A 19,089-nucleotide genomic window follows, 5' to 3' on the forward strand; every position below is an offset into this window, starting at 1 on the left:
TTTAAAGGGTATTGTATGTACAAGCTATTGATATCAATCGCTGTATTGTGTGTTAGCGCTTATTCTTCACTCAGCTTTGCTAACGACTGGGATATAAAACGCATCCTAGTTTTACACTCATACGAACCTTCTTATCAATGGACTGCTGACTTCCAAAAAGGGATAGACAGTGCGTTCAGCCAGTCTCAAACCGAAGTTAAGCTCTCAATCGAGTATTTGGATTCAAAGCGTGTCCACAGCCCAGAGTACTACGACTCTCTCGCGCACTACTTACGTGCGAAATATGCAGGTTATAAGTTTGATGGCGTAATTGCGACGGACGATAACGCGGCCAATTTCCTGGAATCTCTGCCTAATTTGATTGACCGCTCCACACCTGTCGTTGCAGCCGGCATCAATGATTTCAGTACCGACATGTACGCGGTGTCTGACAGAGCAACCGTGCTTTATGAGAACGATCAGATAGACGTTAATATTAAGCTGATCTCCAAATTAAGACCTAATCTAAAGAATCTTTATTTTGTAAATGATTACAGTGTAACGTCTGAGCTGATTCATAAAGAAATGAACAAAATGATGGCTGAATTTCCGAATATTAACCTCATAGAAATTCGCGATTTGTCGCTTGTACATACAAGCCAATTTTTGGAAGGGATCTCTGCGGACGATGCGGTATTGCTCAGTCATTACAACACCGAGTTGAAGCAAGGGGTTTACCACACTTACCAAGAGATTGCGGATACGTTGTCAAAAGCGAGTGCTGCTCCGGTGTTTGCTTTGTGGCAGTTCTATATTTCGGGTGATGTACTCGGTGGTTACGTTAATCACTCTCAAAGCATGGGTGAAGAGGCTGTCGATGCATTGGATAAATATCTTCCTCTTGGTTTTACGACACCGCTAACTCCAGGAGACAACAAGCGTTTTGTATTTAATTACCCTGCAATGAAACGATACGGGATTAGTGCAAACGCGTTACCTGACGAAGCGGTTTTCATTAACGAGCCTTCATCCTTTATTCGCAAAAACTTCCAGTTGTTATTGGGGCTGTCGATGGTGATTGCGGGTTTAAGCCTGATCATCTTGATGCAATTCGTTACTCTGCGCCAAAAGAAAGAGTTGGCGAATAAGAACAAACGAATCTTAAAGCTTCAGAAAAAGACCTTGAATATCCAAAAGGATATGATTCATGTTCTCGGAGAAGCAATTGAAACCCGCTCTGGCGAAACAGGTAATCACGTTAAGCGTGTAGCCAAGCTGTCTGCATTGCTAGCGAAGTATCGTGGCTTGAGCCATCGTGAGGTCGAGATGATTGAGATCATCAGCCCAATGCACGATGTGGGTAAGATTTCTGTCCCTGAATCGATCTTGGATAAACCTGGGAAATTAACCGACCAAGAGTGGGAGGTGATGAAGCTTCATACTACGGCTGGCTATAACTTACTGAAGAGCGGAGCGGGTGATATTACCAACCTCGCGGCAATCATTGCTAACGAACATCACGAGCGTTGGGATGGTGCTGGATACCCGAATGGCAAAGTGGGTGATGAAATACACCTGTTTGCTCGTATCACCGCCGTAGCCGATGTATTTGATGCGCTGCTTAGTGCACGTTGCTACAAAGAACCATGGCCGTTAGAGATGGTGGTCGATTTGTTTGAGCGAGAGTGTGGCTACCAGTTTGATCCTCAGCTGACTAAATTACTACTGAAACACTTACCCGAGTTTGTCGCTATCCGAGATTCGTATCCCGATACTGGAACTTTGGAATATGCGTCTTCACCTTCGATTGAAGCTAAGGTCTTAGAAGAGTCGGTTGTTAGCTAACCGTCGCTCTCTTTGCGTTGCCTATACGTCTTGGCTTCTTTATCAATTCGCCTCAAGCTGACTAGGAACTTATGATTTATATTTTCCACTGAAATTGAGTCACTTATGTAAACCTCGCAGTATTTGGTCTCGTAGAATCTGGGTTAATTTGATGAAAACTGTTGCTTATGCTGAGCGATAAAGTGATCAACTCCATATTTCGCGAAGAGAAATAAGCCTGTATCCGCAAACTGTTACCTCAATCATCTCGCCCATTGAAAGAACACTATAGGATAAAACTTGGATTCAATCTGAGTGAGATACCTATGCGGTTAGAACAGACTAAATGTGTGATTTTCGATTGTGACGGAACACTTATCGATAGTGAAAAGCTGTGCTGCCAAGCTTTGGTGAACGTTTTCACTGGCTTTGGGGCAGAGTTAAACGTCAACGACTGTTATGCGCACTTTCAAGGCGGGAAGCTAGCCGACATCTTAATGGATACACAAGAACGTCTTGGGCTATCTATCTCGATTGATACACTTGAGCCGTTATACCGCACTGAATTAGAAGCACTGTTCCAGCGTCATTTAAAACCGATGGACGGCGCTATCGAACTTATTGAATTTCTCAAACAACAAGACATCGAGTTTTGTATCGCTTCCAATGCACCGAAATCTAGAGTTGAATCTTCATTGGCGATGACAGGCATGCTAGACGACTTCAAAGGCAAAGTGTTCTCAGCTTTTGATGCTAACAGTTGGAAGCCAGAGCCTGATCTAATTATGTACACAGCCATGAACATGGGCTTTCTACCGAATGAGTGCATCTACGTGGATGATACGTTGAAAGGGATTGAGGCTGGTGTTCGCGCAGGTATCCAATCGTTTCGACTGCGCCCGAGTATTGATGAAGCAATCGTAGATTCCGAAGCCGACTCAGCAGAACTCGCGGCTCAGGATATCTACAGTCTAGAAGAAATTTCAGTGTGGATTAATGGCAAGCACTGCTCAAATGGTGGTATATCGAATTCTGCAGCTTTGGTGGGGTAGAGCTTAGTTGAAGGCTGACTACCTTACTAAATTGTTTGGTGTGGAAACCGCAAGATGCACAAGTAAACTTCTCTCCACTTTCTGAAAGCAGATACTCGTCGTGTTGGCATAAAGGGCATGTAATGTCGTCGGTGTTTGGTGTTTCTGTTTTATTCATTATGTGTCACCTGCAGCAAGAGGGTAAGCGAAAAAAGACCCGTTCAATTAGATTACTCCTAAGCTCGAATATTAGACAGTTCTGACGCTCCTTAATCTCTCCTTTGCGACTTGCTTCATGGTAATTGATAATGTCATCGTTATTGACCATGCCCCTTGTAATGTTATTAAACAAAAGCCAAAAAAAAGGACCCATTACGAGTCCTCATTAGTTAGTTTTCAATTCACGCTGCTAGTTCGCTAGTTGAGCCTTAAGTGCGGTATCGTGCCAACGTCTGAGACAGAGAAACCGACGCTTCTGTTAGCCTAGATACGCCATTTGAAGAATTCTGAGCCACGTCTTTAATCACATCTGATTGGCTGCGAATATCGTTAAGTTCTGCTGCAATCGTATTGGCAACGTTACTTTGCTCGTCTGCCGATGTTGCAATTTGAATACTCATGTCCATTAGTGCTTGAGCTGAATCTGCAATCGAGTTTACGTCGTGACCAATGTTTGAAATCAACTGGCTACTGGTTTGCGCTTGGTCAACCGTCTGTTCGGTGATCTTCGCGATATTTTGGCTCTCTTGCTGTAAGCGTTCAATCATCGCTTGGATTTCTACTGTAGCCGACTGAGTGCGGCTTGCCAGTGTTCTTACTTCATCTGCAACAACAGCGAAACCACGGCCTTGTTCGCCCGCACGAGCCGCTTCAATCGCAGCATTCAAAGCAAGTAAGTTAGTTTGCTCTGAAATGGCATTGATCGTCGTGATGACCTCGTTAATTTGGCTCGTATTCACATTCAAGCTAGTAACAGAAGATGAGGTTTGCTCGATCAAAGAGGAAAGGGTGGTGATTTCCGAGATTGCCTGTTGAACCTTCGCGTGGCTATCGTTGATTTGCTGCGCGTCTTGTTCTGTTTGTTCCGTTGAGCGTGCAGAGATGTTAGAGACTTCATTTGCCGAAGCTGTCATCTGATCCATTGCTGTCGCTACAGAGTCTAGAGAGGCGTTTTGGCTCATGATTTGTGTTTCGCTGCGCTTCATCTCTGTTTCGAAAGAAGCTGACGTTTCACTTAGCGTTGCTGCACTGTGGTTTACGTTGTTGACTAACTCACTAAGCGTGTCCATTGAACGATCAAGCGCACAACCAATCGTGCCAAATTCGTCACGGCCAGGGTGAAAGCCAAGGCGTGATGTTAAGTCCCCATCACCAATCTTTTGAGTCGTTGAGTAAAGAACCCAAAGTGCGCCGCCTAGGAAAGTCGCTACCCAGTAACAGAAAAGACCAAAAGGCACACACCACAAAAAGCTCAGTAATAAAGTGTACAGTGCTTGCTGCTTTTGATTCTGTATATCGTTAGTTGAAACGGTAAGTGAGTAGTAGTTGCCATCTTGTGCGAGTGCTGTAGCAGTCACCGAACCATTGTTTGAAATAGTGGTTTGTTGAGCGCGAGTTTGCTGGCTAACAGAGCGAACAGAAGCAGGGGAATCTGATGCTGATAAAATACCTTGCAGTTGATACTCGACCTGCTGTTTTGCAGTTACGTCAATGTGTTCCATTTTGTTGACGTAGTTCAGTCCAGCTAGGCTTGCCAAAGCGGCAAAAAAGATTAAGAAAATGACCCAAAACTTGTCGTTGATCGACATCTTGATAAACAGTTTGTCTATCGTTCGAAATTGTACTTCTTTCATAAAAACTCCACGGTAAATCCTTTACCGTGGACTCTAAATAACCGACCTCAATAAAAATGTGACTTCAATCGACTAATTGTGAAAATTAATGATAGTGACATGTTATTTATGAGACCTAGATCAAGCAAATTAGTTCTTTATAGGTTTATTAGCCCAAAGAAGGCAGTAACCCTACTGAAATAAGAACTTGAATGGCAATGATAAATACGCCAACGCTACCTGCTAAAAACAGCGCTTTGCTACCGCCTAACACTTGGTAACTGGCTTCTGCAGATTGAGGTTTGACAGAGAAATCAGTGTAACGAACCTTGTAGACCATCACTGTTGGTAACAGAATCGCGAGCACTGAAAGTGCAATGGCTGCATAGCCTAAAGCCATGATGAAGCCTTGTGGGTAAAATAAGGCAAAACCCAGTGGCGGTAAGAAGGTGATAGCAGCTGTCTTAACACGTTTCGCGTTACCTAGTTTCTTGCTCAGTGAGTCGCCCATGAATTCAAATAAACCCAAGCTCACACCAATAAAAGATGTCAGCAGTGCAAGGTCCGCAAACACACCGACGATCACGCTTAGGTTGGATTGATGGACAGTTTGCGATAGAGAGACTAATAGCGCGCCTAAACTTGTATCAGACAATAATTGCTCTTGGCTAATCACACCCAAAGTAACACTTTGCCAGAAAACGTAGATAACCAGAGGCAGTGCCGAGCCAATAATCATTACCTTACGTAAAGAACGAACGTCACCATCTAGGTATCGAACAATTGATGGGATGCTGCCGTGGAAACCAAAAGAGGTAAACACAACCGGAATCGCCGCCACAATCAGGCCTTGTTGTAAAGGCATGCTCATTAGGTATTGAGAGGTAATGTTTGGCGCTAGGAAGCTGAGTACCAAAACCATCGCGATAAGTTTTAAGCCAAATAAAACGCGGTTAACTTTATCAACACTGTGTGTACCAATCGTCACAACGCCGGCAACTAATAGGGTAAACAGAAGCGTGGTGATTTGAGCATTGAGTTCGATACCCGCGATATCCGAAATTCGTTGGTTAAATTGCGCACCGCCGCCAGCTATGTATGCCGCACACAGAGCGTAGAAAAGAAACATCACCGCGAAGCTCGCAATCCACTTTCCTTTTGTCCCTAAAATGGTGTGAGCTAACGTGTGCAGGGTAGCGTCAGATTCTGCGAATTGGTGAAGCTCTACCATTAATAGCGCCGTAAAGGCCATTAACGCCCATAAACCCAGCATCAAGAAAAGTGAAGTTGAAAAGCCAATACCTGCAGAAGCAAGTGGAAGAGCGAGCATGCCAGCACCAATAGTTGTGCCTGCAATGATCAAAGTACTACCAAAAACCTTTGATTTATTCATTGTATATAATTCTTTACGTTAGGGTGTGTTTTCATTGTAATTCTTCTAGCTTAAGCGCATAAACCCAAAGAATATTTCGATTTTGAAGTATTCTGATTGAGTTTAATTCCAAATGCAATGCCTATTGTAATTAAAAATATCCACTGTAAATTAATGTTTACATTGACGGGCGTGGCAGCATTCAAATGAGCAAAGCAAACGTTTGACCATGATCGGCTTCAAAATTTATAGAGTAATTTGTTGTACTTGGTGTAAGGTGGCAGTACATATGTCGTTCGCGTATACCCCTTTAGCGTAAAAAAGCGTTAATGATCGCGAGTAGCTTTAAGCTATGAATATGGAATGGGTAGAGTAGAGTGCGTTCATCAAAGTGACATAATATAAGTCCAAGATGGTGTACTAGTTAATAGGACATCATGTCCACATCAAGGAATAGAGGGGGCACAATGAGTGACCAATCTTATAATGACGAAAGTCTAGAGTTGTTAGATGCTATGGAAATTGGCATTGATTTGTCTGACTATGAACAGACAGTGAAACAGTTAGCAGAAGAGCTTTTCAAGTCTTCGAACTAAGCTTTTAAGATCTTTAATTGAGTTTCAACTGAAACGTTTAAAGCTAAAAGTTTTCTTAGCTAAAGCTTCTCAAAGCAAACAATTCTAAACTGAGCAAACCTTATTCGCTCACACGTCATACCAAAACTATCCTCATTAAAGTTCGCGAAGATAAACGAGTACGTTTACCATGTTACTTAGTTCTCGATACTTTAATGAGGTTCAATGAACTTTCTCGCACACCTCCACATCGCCAAGCACTGTAACAGCAACTTAGCAGGTAACCTGTTGGGTGATTTTGTTAAAGGCGACCCTAATAAACACTATTCTGATTCCCTTTCTGACGGTATTAGGCTTCATCGATTTGTTGATAGCTATACTGATCGTCATGATGTATCTCGTTCTGCAAAATCACTTTTCTCTGACCAAACACGACGCTTTGCGCCTATCGCACTCGATGTATTTTGGGATCACTGCTTAGCCAATCATTGGGCTCAATTTTCACAGCAGACATTAGAGCGTTTTTGTTTAGATAGCCATGAGCAGATCTTTGAACATCAAGAGCCACACTGGCCAGAAAATTTCGTTATGGTTCATCAGAAAATGGCTGAGCACAGATGGTTAGAGAGCTATCAAGACATGTCATCTATAGAGGTGGTATTGCAGCGAATGGCGTTGAGAAGGCCAAAGCTCGGTATGCTTGAGGCATGTTACGATGACCTCGAACGTCACTATGATACGTTGCAGTGTCACTTTAATGAGCTTTATCCCAACGTTTTAGAAGAAGCGAAGCAGTTTAATGCGCTTCAAATGAAGAAAAATCAAAAGGAAAGGTAAACAGCGTAATGCAGGTTTGCTACAATCCGCGCCTATTTAATCTTTGAGCATCATACTATGTCTGAATCTACAAAATCTTTTAACCAACTAGGATTATCTGAGCATCTTCTTGCCACGCTATCAGAGCTTAATTTTACGGCTCCTACCAGCGTTCAAGAACAAGCAATTCCATTGGTATTAGAAGGCAAAGATGTACTGGCTGGTGCTCAAACGGGTACAGGTAAAACGGCCGCGTTTGGTTTACCGATTATTCAAAGATTAATCGAGACGAAAGACAACGTTATTCCGAACCCTAAGCTCGTTCGTGCGCTTGTATTAGTACCAACTCGTGAATTGGCACAACAGGTTTTCGATAACTTAACTAGCTACGCGAAGGGCACCGACATTAAAGTCGTGGTGGCTTACGGCGGCGTTAGCATGAAGGTGCAAACTGATAACCTACGCGGTGGCGCAGATATTCTTGTCGCGACGCCTGGTCGTCTTATTGATCATATGTTCACTAGAAACATTATGTTGAGCCATACGGAAGTACTGGTATTGGATGAAGCTGACCGTATGTTAGATATGGGCTTCATGCCTGACATCAAGCGTATTCTTTCTCGCATGAACGAAGTGCGTCAAACCCTGTTCTTCTCTGCAACGTTTGATAACAAAATCAAAGCGATTGCACACCGTATGATGCAAAAGCCAAGTGAAATCCAAGTTACGCCAAAAAACAGCACTGCTGAAACCGTAACACAGGTGGTTTACCCGGTAGATAAGTCGCGTAAAAGTGAGCTATTAGCGTATTTGATTGGTTCAAAAAACTGGCAACAAGTGTTGGTGTTCACTAAGACTAAGCAGGGTACTGATGCTCTCGTTAAAGAGCTTAAGTTAGACGGCATTAAAGCGGCATCAATCAATGGCGATAAGAGCCAAGGTGCGCGTCAAAAAGCCCTAGACGATTTCAAGTCAGGTAAAGTTCGCGCGTTGATCGCAACCGACGTGGCAGCCCGTGGTATCGATATTCAGCAGCTAGAACAAGTTGTGAATTATGACATGCCATTCAAAGCAGAAGATTACGTTCACCGCATCGGACGTACTGGCCGTGCAGGCAACAGCGGTTTAGCGATCTCTCTGATGAGTCAGGACGAAGCTTACCTGCTGGGTGATATTGAGCGATTACTTGATACACGCTTGCCTCAAGAGTGGCTAGAGGGCTTTGAACCAAGCTTAGAAAAAGATCTAGCGCCCGATCGTGGTGGTCGCAGCAAGAGCCGTTCATCAGAAAAACGTAAGATGAAAGCGAAGCTTAAGATTCATCAAAATCGCGGTAAAGCACGTCGTTAACAAGCTGGACAAAGCTCCAGTTTAAAGATCTATAATATAAAAACGCGCCGTTACAGTGACTTCTGTAACGGCGCGTTTTTGTATCTTATAAGCTCTTAATGGGTATGAAGCCGATTAAGCTTTATGTTCCTGGTTACACTTCCATTCACATGGCACTTCGTAAATCAGCTCTTCAATCGAGGTTGGATTAAGAACCCACTCTTCTTCAATATTGAACTTGCTGACCATCTGCGTGTTGAAAAGCTGCCAATGCTTAAGTAGGGCATCTTCCGGTGAGGTAACCATATCGCCTTCATTCCAAGTGCTTTCCATGAAGGGAGTGAGGCATACAGCGCCGTTTGCGTACATGATCATTTGCCATTTAACTTCGTAAATGTTGATCATTTTGTCTGGGTTAGCTGCATTGTACTCAGCGGCAAGGCCGTTAATCTCTTTTTCAACATCGCCGACATTGTCGATGAAGTAATCAACAAGGTTGTCTTCTTGGCGAACAGAGTCCGAAATAAGCTGCATTGGCCTACGTGAGTGAATCATGTTGGTGAACAGACGCATGCTAAACAGGTAGATAGCGATATTTGGCGCAACATCTTTTGGCAGCTCTTCCATAATCTTACTGATGTAAGACTGAAAATAATCGTGTAAACAATCACTTATCGCATGCCAAATCTTTTCTTTGCTACCAAAGTGGTGGCGGATAAGGCTATGTGATACGCCTGCCTTTTCACTGATGTTTCGCAGTGATACACGATCGTAGCCAAAGTCACAGAACATGTCTGCGGCAACGCTCATGATCAAAAAACGCGTCTCTTCGGCGTCTTTTGCACTTCTTCTACCTTGCTTCTTTTCGGTCATCTTCATTTCACATAATTACCTGATTACCACATTCTACACTGTTTTTACTGAAATAAAAAATACTGCACAAGTGGAAAGTAAAGCTTGAGAATTATTTAATATTAAATATACTGCCCACCTGTGTAATAAATCATAATAATTAAATGGAGAGACATCATGCAGTCCAATTTGTCTATCAATGCCATATCGAGCAAGCGCATGGGAGCTGTTATTGCAGCACTATTGCTCGCAGGCTCTCTAACTGGATGTGACAAAGTTCAGTCAGAGGAAAATGAGCAGGTAATCAAGCCTGTAAAGCTGTTCGAAATCCCGCAACAGACTGATATCGATCTTGATAGCTTCATTGCAAAGGTTGATGCAACCGACCGTGCGGCACTTTCTTTCCAAGTGGGTGGTGATATAGAAACCTTCGATGTTCGTATGGGACAAGAAGTGAAGAAAGGTCAGGTGTTAGCCGTATTAGACGCGACGGATTACCGTATTGCCGTTGACGCAGCCCAAGCTAAATTTGATCTGGCGAACAGCCAATACAAACAAGCTTCTGAGTTGTATGCGAAAAAACTGGTCAGTACCGATTACTACGACCAAGCCGTGAACACCTTTACTGCCGCTGAAGTTGAGTTGGACCAAGCAAAAACAAACCTTGGCTACACTACCTTAGTTGCTCCATTCGATGGCGTGGTATCGATGGTGTTTGGAAAGCAATATCAATTGATCGCAGAAAAGCAGCCAGTACTGAATATTTTGAATCACAGTGAAATGGATGTGACGTTTTCAATTCCAGTATCAAAGCTTGAAGACCGTTCTATTCAAGACCTAACGAGCTCAAACATGTGGGTTGTGATGGACAGCCACCGCGGCATTCGTATCCCGACTCGCTTTAAAGAAATCTCAACGCAACCAGATGAAGACACCAACAGCTACCAAGCAGTTGTGTCTATCGAAAAGCCAGAAGGCATCAATCTACTTTCTGGCATGACAGCGCAAGTTGAAGTTCAGAAAAGTAAATCTGACTACGGCATTGGTATTGTGGATTCAGCTTGGTTAAACAAAGAAGCAGGCCATGGTGAATTATGGCGCTATAACCCTGACTCTCAACTGATTTCTAAAGTACAAGTCCTTCTTGATGAGCAAGGCAAGGTTATCGACGGATTGTCGTCTGGTGACCTTATCGTTGAAGCGGGTGTGGATGTGTTATCAGACGGACAACAAGTAAAAGCTTGGCTTCGTGAGGGCGGTATTTAATGAACCTTTCAAAATTATCAGTTGTTGTCGCGTCGGCTCTGTTACTTCAAGCCTGTAACAATGAAGCTGTACACCGTGAACAACCGCCTTTGTTGGTTTCTACCTTTGAAGTTGGCGCACCGCTTACTAATCAGTTCAGAAGTTTTAATGGACAGGTGATGCCAGCTGAATTGACTCCCTTGGCATTTAAGCTAGCAGGCGAGATTCAACAAGTATTAGTAGAAGCGGGCGATAACGTCGAAAAAGGGCAGTTATTAGCCACCTTAGATAACGCAACGTACGTCCAAGATCTGACTGACGCTCAATCTCAATTCAAACTGGCGAGCAAACAGTTGGCCCGTGGTACTGAGATGTTTGGCAGCGAAATGCTATCGCAATCAGAACACGACCAACTGACGGCTAACTATAAGCTCGCATCGGCCAATTTGGCGGCGGCGAAACGCAAGCTAAGTTACACAGAACTTTTAGCGCCGTTCTCAGGAACAGTTTCAACTGTCGATAAGCAACGCTTCGAAAATACGACGCCTGGAGAAACACTACTGAGTGTGTACCAGAACGACAAGGTGTATGTGCGAATTCAAGTATCAGATTCGATCTTGGCGTCAATTAGCCCAGACATGCGTTCAAATAGCTATCGTCCTGAGGCGACCTTTGGCGGTCACACAGGCCAATATCCACTGACGTATCTCGAACACACCAGTGAACTGCACCCACAATCCCGTACCTACGAATTTTGGATGCAGATGCAGCAGCCTGAAAGTGAAATTCTGCCGGGCACGAGCGTTACGGTCAATGTGGATATGGCGAAAGCGGGCCTGAGCGATGTTCAAGGCTACCAGTTACCAATGACAACGTTAGAAGCGGGCTCTGAAGCGAATCAGTTCTATGTGTGGAAAATGGAAGACGGACAAGCATTCAAAAGCGAAGTAGAAGTCGACAAGATCAGTGGCCAAGGCGCATTAATCGCTCATGGCGTTGAGCAAGGTGATCGACTCGTAAACTCGAATCTAAGAAAACTCCGTGACGGAATCCAATTGTCAGGAAAAGCAGAATGAACATCGCAGAATATTCAATAAAAAACAAAGTAATCAGCTGGCTGTTTCTAGTCATTTTAGCCATTGGCGGTGTGTCGTCTTTTGGCAACCTATCCCGTTTAGAAGACCCAGCTTTTACCATTAAAGATGCAATGATTATTTCAACTTACCCTGGCGCAACGTCAATGGAAGTTGAGGAAGAACTGACTTACCCCCTTGAGAAAGAGATAAGACAGCTGCCTTATATCGACAAAATTATCTCAACCTCGTCGAATGGCATGTCTCAAATTATGGTGAGCATGAAGATGGACTATGGTCCGGATGAGCTACCTCAAATCTGGGATGAAATGCGTCGAAAGATCAACGATCTACAACCAACGCTGCCTAGTGGTGTTAACTCTGTCCAGATCATCGATGATTTTGGTGATGTGTTTGGTGTGATGATTATGCTTACTGGGGATGGCTACGATTACGTCGAGCTCAAACAGTATGCTGATTATCTCACTCGTGAAATCGAACTGGTTGAAGGCGTAGGCAAGGTAAGTATCGCAGGCGACCAACAAGAGCAATTGTTCGTTGAGATGTCACTTGAGCGTTTAGCGGCGTTAAACCTAGACATGTCGACAGTGACATCATTGCTCGCACAGCAAAACAGTGTGGTATCGGCTGGCGAGGTAATGCTCAATGGTCAAAGCCTAACCATCAAACCTAACGGCACGCTGAGCACGGTTGAAGAGTTAGAAAACTTAATTATTCATGGTCGCGATACGGGTAACCTAATTCGCTTGAAAGATGTCGCTGAGGTTACTCGCGGAATCCAAGAAAAACCAGGTAATGTATTAACTTACAACGGCAAACCAGCCATCAACCTAGGTATTGCGTTCTCATCGGGCGTAAACGTGGTGGAAATTGGTAATGCGCTTGATGCAGAACTTGATCGCTTAGAAAGCATTAAGCCAGCCGGTGTTGAGTTGAATTACTTCTACAACCAAGCACAAGAAGTGGACAAGTCTGTTGCTGATTTCTTGATCAGCCTAGTGGAAGCGGTCGCAATTGTTATCATCGTACTTCTGTTCGCGATGGGCTTACGCAGTGGTTTGATCATTGGTTTAGTACTGCTACTGACGGTGTTCGGTACGTTCATCTTGATGGACTACAACGATGTTGAACTGCACCGTATCTCGCTGGGTGCTTTGATCATCGCGCTAGGTATGCTGGTGGATAACGCGATTGTAGTCGTTGAAGGTATTTTGGTTGGCTTGAAGAAAGGCAAAACCAAGCTTCAAGCAGCGAAAGACATCGTGAAGCAAACACAATGGCCACTGTTAGGTGCGACCATTATCGCTATCACAGCGTTTGCACCGATTGGTTTGTCGAAAGATGCGACAGGCGAATTCATGGGTTCGCTGTTCTGGGTACTGTGTTTCTCACTGTTTTTGAGTTGGGTAACAGCACTAACACTAACGCCATTCCTTGCCGAGATGTTGCTTAAAGAAGAAGACAAGGTTGATGAGAACGAAGACCCATACAAAGGCATCCTGTTTGTGGTATTCGGTGCGTGTCTGAAAGTAGCACTTCGATTTAGATGGCTTACTGTAGTTAGTATGGTCGCGCTATTAGCAGTTTCTGTGGTCGGTTTTGGTATGGTGAAGCAGCAGTTCTTCCCACCGTCAAACACGCCAATGTTTTACGTAGACATGTGGATGCCAGAAGGTACCGATGTTCGTGAAACGATCAAGCAGACAGAAAAAGTTGAAAGCTACATTCGCCAGCAAGACGACGTTGAGTTTGTGACAACAACGGTTGGACAGGGCATGCAACGTTTTGCGCTGACATACCAACCCGAGAAAAGTTACGAAGCGTACAGTCAGCTGCAGGTACGAACGACTGACCGAGACACCATGTTTAAAGTCCTAGAAGGGCTAGACAAGGACTTGGCCAATAAATTTGAACAACCTACGTTCCAATTTAAACTGATTGAGTTTGGCCCGTCGCCAGCTTCAAAAATCGAAGCTCGTATTAGCGGTGCAGACCCGCAGATCCTTCGCAGCATAGCTGTTGAGGTAGAAGATATCCTGTTGGCGGATCCTGGCTCTCGAAATGTGCGTCACGATTGGCGTGAACGTACCAAAGAGCTCGTGCCACTGTTTAACGAATCAAAAGCACGTCGCCTTGGCATTTCAAAGACAGATCTGTCTGAGACACTACAGATGGCGTTTGGTGGTTACAACATCGGCTTACTGCGCGATGGTACGCACATGTTACCTATCGTGGCACGCCTGCCTGAAGAAGAGCGTTTTGATTTTGAATCACTAAACAATGTGAAGATCTGGAGCCCATCACTGCAAACCTACATTCCTGTAGAACAAGTGATCGATGGAGTTGAGCTTCAATGGTCTGAGCCACTGATTCAACGTCGTGACAGAAAGCGTACGTTAACGGTTCTGGCTGATCACGATGTATTGGGTGATGAAACACCAGCTAGCTTGTTTGCTCGCGTAAAACCAAAGGTTGAAGCTCTCGATTTACCAGCAGGTTACAACATTAGTTGGGGCGGTGAGTACGAGAGTTCTAAAGATGCACAAGAATCTCTATTTGGTTCACTGCCAATGGGTTACTTGCTGATGTTTATCATCACTATGCTTCTGTTTAACTCGGTTCGTAAGCCACTTGTGATTTGGTTTACGGTGCCACTCTCTATCATTGGTGTTTCAATTGGTCTGTTAGGTACTAATATGCCATTCAGCTTCACTGCGTTCTTAGGTCTATTGAGTCTAAGTGGCATGATTTTGAAGAACGGTATCGTACTGCTTGACCAGATCAACAGTGAGCTACAAACAGGTAAAGACCCATATTTAGCGGTTGTCGACAGTGCGATCAGTCGTGTGCGACCGGTATCTATGGCAGCATTAACAACTATCTTGGGCATGATTCCCTTGGTATTCGATGCATTTTTCGGCTCGATGGCGATTACCATCATGGCAGGCTTAGGCTTTGCTACCGTACTAACGCTAATAGTAGTACCAGTGATGTTCGCTATTCTATATAGAATCAAACCGTCCACTGCGGGTTATTAGGGATTGATATAAACCAGATTCTTTTAAGCCAGCCCAGTCAAATTCGACTGGGCTTTTTTATACGTATTGTCCCGTCCTGAAATGTCTTAACAAGTGAAAGTGGCAAGAGGGTACGAATAGATAAGCATTAAAAAAGCCGCTACCCAATGGGCAAGCGGCTTTGAGAAGAATAAGGCGATTCTAGATTGCTTGGCGTATATCTAACTCAATCGGCTTTGGCATGGCTAAGTGATAGCCTTGGTACATATTGAAGCCTAAGCTCTGCATCGCTTCGAGTTGTTGTTGGGTTTCAATACCTTCAATCACTGTCTTTGCGCTAATTTGGTTTGCAAGATCAAGTACTAACTCCATTTCTCGAGTGTCGCCTTGTTCAAAGTCCAACATAACCGAGCGGTCTATCTTGATGATATGAGGGTTAATGTGACGAACGCGCTGTTCGGTTGATGCTTGTGTGCCAAAATCATCGACCGCTATTTGAAAGCCATTATCCGCAAGCGAAAGGGCGGCATCTTTCAAACGCTCTTCACTTTCTGCATTCAACTCTACCAACTCCATCACTATCTGTTCGCATGAGAGGTTAAGCTCGTGAAGGCGTTTAGCTAACAAGCTATCGCTGACCTTTTCTGCAGCAAACAACTCACCAACGTTTGGAAGAACGTTCAAAAATAGGTGTAAATGACGGATTGTCGATTGTGCGAAGTTACGGATATGAATCGCTCGACTCAGCCTCTCGACATTGATTTTGTCTGTGCTTGAGGTTTCGTCGGAATGGAAGAAGTGATCAGGACGAACAATATCACCTTTGTTATTTGAAATGCGTACCAAAGCCTCAACACCTATTTGAGTCATAGAAGAGTCGAATATAGGTTGATAGACGCTTCTAAGCGTCAGGTCTTGGTATTTCGCAATAAACTGCATATCAGCATCTACGGATATACAGCTAATAAATTCACTTCTGTCTGATAAAATCATAGTCGCTAGTAAAGAGGGCTTATTCAATGGCGGACGTACATGTCGCGGCTGTCACAATATTGACAGGTGTAAGTAAATTGTCAATTAATAAAAACTCATTTGTAGAGCCAATATTTAAATAAATATAATTAACGAAAAAACAGCATGATAATTGATATTAGTCATTAAAATTACTTATCATTCACCATTAATAATGACCGTTGTGAATTTAATCTCTGAGTAATCTATCTCATATCAACACCTATCAATATAAGCTTTCAACGCCAATACACCAGGTGAAAGTAAGGATAAAGCCTCAGGTTATGGGGGAGTGTCAAAGTTACATTATTAACAAACAACTCTGTTTGCATATAAATGATATCTACTTCTCAAAATATGAACGATGAGCTGATAAGTTATTATTTTATCGAAGATAAACTTTGATTGATTATTGGGTAGGGCTTGAGCTAGGTTTTATAAAATATTGGGATGGAGGTTTAACTATTTACTTTCAAGACTGATTAAAAAAGTTGACCCGTATTCTTACTGCCATTGAAGTACTGCGTAAAGTTGCAGGTATTTACGAACCAGTTGTTGATTTCCTGACCGCTTTAAAGGGTGTCCAAATTTAATGAAGCAAGGGCTGATTTTAAAATTATTGTTTAAGTCAGTAGCGAATTGAGAATCACTCTCTCTTAGCGTGATACCTTGTTGGCTATATTCAGTGATCTCGTCTGGGAGTTCACCCATCCACCAATGCAATAATTCACCACTGTTTTTACTTCGGCTAATCCAATGGTCGGAGACAATGATCAAAACGTCATTGGGTTGAATGGAAAATCCATACTCTTGTTGCCAATTATGGATGTCCAACATCAACTTTCTACGACAGGTTTTCCCGGCGCTCACCATATGATGACTGATCATCCAAACGGTACCAATTTCGGAAGATATTCGGAAGTGACGAGGCGTTTCGCCAGAAGAAAGCATTTCAAGTGGGCTGATGTTGCTTGCATGATTAAAGCTAACGAAGGTGTGCTCCATTCGGCGAGCAAATGCCTTTCCTATATGGTGCTCACTGATCCCTTGATTGTGCACCGTAGGGTAGTGGCGTTCACAGAGCTTTAGGCAATCGTCTTGAAACTGATTAACGCTTTTAATCACTAGATCTAATAACAATGAAGCCCCTTATACACGGTTACTATCTTATTGATGGGCAATAGTACGGTAATTGCGGTGCCATTACCTATCCTCAAAGTGCGAGTTCTTGATCCCTCTATCAAAATTAGCCATAACTGAGCGATTTTATGGATAGCACTGGCACTCTACTGGTCTGTAAACTAAATTATGAGGAATTATAGCTAGTTAGAAAACTTCGACTGATTAGCAAAGTTACAGTGAGCTAACGAAATTATAGTTTAGTTAGCGAATCACGATTGATCTACCTACTCTTTATTTGGAAACATTCATGACCATTCAATTAGATTCGAAACAAAAGTCTGAGCTTACTCATACGCTCCAAAAGTACCTGCAAGATGAACTCGATGTGGAGCTTGGTCAGTTTGACACGGAATTTTTGGTCGATTTCATCAGCAAAAAATTTGGCGCAGTGTATTACAACAAGGGGATAGAAGACGCTCAAAAAGTGATGGAACGTAAGATGTTAGACATCTCAGATGAACTCTACGAGATCGAACAAATCGTTGAGATTTAAACCCAACAAGCGCTTGTTAGACAAAGAAATTTATCAATAAAGCAACTTGTTCAAAAATTTCGAATAACTCGTTTAATTTGAAATGATGTAACTAATGTAAAGCTTGGTAAATAATATGTTACACAAACTTAGTGTAGGGTACGATTTTCAAAACTACACGACTCGTTAACATTCGGAAGAGATGCATGGACAACAACGTTAGAAATTACAACCCTTTAGCTAGAGCGATGCATTGGATTTCAGCACTCGCGATATTTGGTTTGTTTGGTGTAGGCCTGTGGATGGTTGATCTTTCATACTACAGCGAGTGGTACAAAACAGCACCAGACTACCACCGCTCTGTAGGCATTCTTTTGGCTGCTGTTACCGTTATCCGCTTGGTTTGGAAGTTAGTTACCGCGTCACCTAAAGTGGAAGGTAAAAGCTATGAAGTTGCAGCAGCGAAGATCGCTCATGGCTTTATGTACATTAACTTAGCGGTTTTATTTATTTCAGGTTATTTGATTTCAACATCAGATGGCCGCGGGATCGACGTATTCAACTGGTTCACTGTACCAAGTATGGGTGAACTGTTTGCAAACCAATCTGATCTCGCAGGAACGATTCACTACTATGCTGCATGGGTACTGATCATCATGGCATCAGTGCACGCCTTAGCGGCGATAAAACACCACGTTATCGACAAAGACGATACGCTACGAAAAATGATAGGAGCTTCAAAATGAAAAAGTCAATTATCGCTACAGGATTAGCATTTGCAATGGCAATGCCTTTCGCTGCGAACGCCGCTGATTACGTGATTGATACAAAAGGTGCGCATGCTTCAGTTAACTTTAAAGTTAGCCACCTAGGTTACAGCTTTATCCAAGGTCGTTTTAACACATTCTCAGGTGACTTCTCATTTGATGAAAGCAACGTTGAAGCGTCTACAGTAAACGTAACGGTTGATACTACAAGCCTTGATTCAAACCACGCAGAGCGTGATAAGCATATCCGTAGCGGTGATTTCATCGATGCTGGTAAGTTTTCTGATGCGACATTCAACAGCACAAAAGTGGTTGATAAAGGTGACGGCAAACTTGAAGTTATGGGTGATCTGAAACTTCACGGTGTGAATAAGCCTATCGTTATCGAAGCTGAATTCATCGGTGCTGGTCAAGACCCATGGGGCGGTGAGCGTGCAGGTTTCGTTGGTACAACTCGTCTAGAGCTTGCTGACTTCAACATTCCAGTAATGGGCGCTTCAAGCTATGTAGATATGGATCTACACGTTGAAGGCGTAAAGAAGTAATCTAGCTTTCTAGCTTTCTGACAGGTATCAACATTTTTTAGAGACATCAAAATTTTGGTCGATACTAAATAGGTCAGCAGTTAGAAATAGAGAAAGGCGCAAAGTTTTCACTTTGCGCCTTTTTTATTGAGATAAATGGCAACGTG

At 43.3% G+C, this 19,089-nt stretch carries 16 protein-coding genes; 11 read left to right on the forward strand and 5 right to left on the reverse strand.

The window, feature by feature from the left end; genetic code table 11:
- The first annotated feature begins 15 nt into the window (after positions 1–15).
- Both AB6E85_RS08975 and AB6E85_RS08980 read left to right on the forward strand, forming a co-directional pair.
- Positions 16–1,824 carry an HD domain-containing phosphohydrolase gene (locus AB6E85_RS08975; RefSeq protein WP_372142336.1) on the forward strand — a complete coding sequence of 603 codons (1,809 nt, stop codon included), beginning with the start codon at positions 16–18 and terminating at the stop codon, positions 1,822–1,824.
- Between the two features lie 305 nt (positions 1,825–2,129).
- The gene (locus AB6E85_RS08980; RefSeq protein ID WP_050633293.1) at positions 2,130–2,855 is read left to right on the forward strand and encodes an HAD-IA family hydrolase; all 726 of its coding nucleotides are present in this window, start codon (positions 2,130–2,132) and stop codon (positions 2,853–2,855) included.
- Between the two features lie 407 nt (positions 2,856–3,262).
- Here the strand turns inward: AB6E85_RS08980 and AB6E85_RS08985 are convergent, their stop codons facing one another.
- Positions 3,263–4,687, reverse strand: a complete 1,425-nt coding sequence (locus AB6E85_RS08985; protein WP_017064641.1) for a methyl-accepting chemotaxis protein — start codon at positions 4,685–4,687, stop codon at positions 3,263–3,265.
- A gap of 148 nt (positions 4,688–4,835) precedes the next feature.
- The gene (locus AB6E85_RS08990) at positions 4,836–6,059 is read right to left on the reverse strand and encodes an aromatic amino acid transport family protein (RefSeq protein WP_017064640.1); all 1,224 of its coding nucleotides are present in this window, start codon (positions 6,057–6,059) and stop codon (positions 4,836–4,838) included.
- Between the two features lie 446 nt (positions 6,060–6,505).
- Here AB6E85_RS08990 and AB6E85_RS08995 point away from each other — a divergent pair, with 446 nt between their 5' ends.
- From AB6E85_RS08995 to AB6E85_RS09005, 3 genes are all read left to right on the forward strand, one after another.
- On the forward strand, positions 6,506–6,634 hold the full coding sequence (locus AB6E85_RS08995; protein WP_017059831.1) for a hypothetical protein: 129 nt from the start codon (positions 6,506–6,508) through the stop codon (positions 6,632–6,634).
- Between the two features lie 204 nt (positions 6,635–6,838).
- Positions 6,839–7,450, forward strand: coding sequence for an ACP phosphodiesterase (locus tag AB6E85_RS09000; protein WP_048612524.1), 612 nt, complete (start codon positions 6,839–6,841; stop codon positions 7,448–7,450).
- Positions 7,451–7,507: 57 nt separating this feature from the next.
- Positions 7,508–8,779, forward strand: a complete 1,272-nt coding sequence (locus tag AB6E85_RS09005) for a DEAD/DEAH box helicase (RefSeq protein ID WP_372142338.1) — start codon at positions 7,508–7,510, stop codon at positions 8,777–8,779.
- Between the two features lie 114 nt (positions 8,780–8,893).
- Here the strand turns inward: AB6E85_RS09005 and AB6E85_RS09010 are convergent, their stop codons facing one another.
- Positions 8,894–9,637: a TetR/AcrR family transcriptional regulator gene (locus AB6E85_RS09010; RefSeq protein ID WP_048612523.1), complete on the reverse strand. Its 744-nt coding sequence runs from the start codon at positions 9,635–9,637 to the stop codon at positions 8,894–8,896.
- Between the two features lie 150 nt (positions 9,638–9,787).
- Here AB6E85_RS09010 and AB6E85_RS09015 point away from each other — a divergent pair, with 150 nt between their 5' ends.
- The 3 genes from AB6E85_RS09015 to AB6E85_RS09025 are packed head-to-tail and all read left to right on the forward strand — an operon-like array spanning position 9,788 to position 14,987.
- Positions 9,788–10,876: an efflux RND transporter periplasmic adaptor subunit gene (locus AB6E85_RS09015; protein WP_372142340.1), complete on the forward strand. Its 1,089-nt coding sequence runs from the start codon at positions 9,788–9,790 to the stop codon at positions 10,874–10,876.
- Complete coding sequence (locus tag AB6E85_RS09020) at positions 10,876–11,931, forward strand: efflux RND transporter periplasmic adaptor subunit (protein ID WP_050620782.1); 1,056 nt, start codon at positions 10,876–10,878, stop codon at positions 11,929–11,931. The genes AB6E85_RS09015 and AB6E85_RS09020 overlap by 1 nt, the downstream gene beginning before the upstream one ends.
- Entirely contained in the window at positions 11,928–14,987 is a 3,060-nt protein-coding gene (locus AB6E85_RS09025) for an efflux RND transporter permease subunit (protein ID WP_372142342.1), read from the forward strand. The genes AB6E85_RS09020 and AB6E85_RS09025 overlap by 4 nt, the downstream gene beginning before the upstream one ends.
- A gap of 180 nt (positions 14,988–15,167) precedes the next feature.
- Here the strand turns inward: AB6E85_RS09025 and AB6E85_RS09030 are convergent, their stop codons facing one another.
- Together AB6E85_RS09030 and AB6E85_RS09035 are read right to left on the reverse strand one after the other, a co-directional pair.
- The gene (locus tag AB6E85_RS09030) at positions 15,168–15,905 is read right to left on the reverse strand and encodes an EAL domain-containing protein (RefSeq protein ID WP_372142344.1); all 738 of its coding nucleotides are present in this window, start codon (positions 15,903–15,905) and stop codon (positions 15,168–15,170) included.
- Between the two features lie 576 nt (positions 15,906–16,481).
- Positions 16,482–17,117, reverse strand: coding sequence for a hypothetical protein (locus tag AB6E85_RS09035; RefSeq protein ID WP_017069925.1), 636 nt, complete (start codon positions 17,115–17,117; stop codon positions 16,482–16,484).
- A gap of 289 nt (positions 17,118–17,406) precedes the next feature.
- Between AB6E85_RS09035 and AB6E85_RS09040 the strand changes: the two genes are divergently transcribed.
- From AB6E85_RS09040 to AB6E85_RS09050, 3 genes are all read left to right on the forward strand, one after another.
- Positions 17,407–17,652 (forward strand): DUF2164 domain-containing protein, encoded by a 246-nt coding sequence (locus tag AB6E85_RS09040; protein WP_017059821.1) that lies wholly within the window; start codon positions 17,407–17,409, stop codon positions 17,650–17,652.
- Positions 17,653–17,837: 185 nt separating this feature from the next.
- Positions 17,838–18,377 carry a cytochrome b gene (locus tag AB6E85_RS09045; RefSeq protein ID WP_048608399.1) on the forward strand — a complete coding sequence of 180 codons (540 nt, stop codon included), beginning with the start codon at positions 17,838–17,840 and terminating at the stop codon, positions 18,375–18,377.
- Positions 18,374–18,943: a YceI family protein gene (locus AB6E85_RS09050; RefSeq protein ID WP_372142346.1), complete on the forward strand. Its 570-nt coding sequence runs from the start codon at positions 18,374–18,376 to the stop codon at positions 18,941–18,943. The genes AB6E85_RS09045 and AB6E85_RS09050 overlap by 4 nt, the downstream gene beginning before the upstream one ends.
- The last annotated feature ends 146 nt before the right edge of the window (positions 18,944–19,089 follow it).

Origin of the sequence: Vibrio sp. 10N.247.311.51 (assembly GCF_041467855.1) — a bacterium.
Taxonomy (GTDB): domain Bacteria; phylum Pseudomonadota; class Gammaproteobacteria; order Enterobacterales; family Vibrionaceae; genus Vibrio; species Vibrio coralliirubri.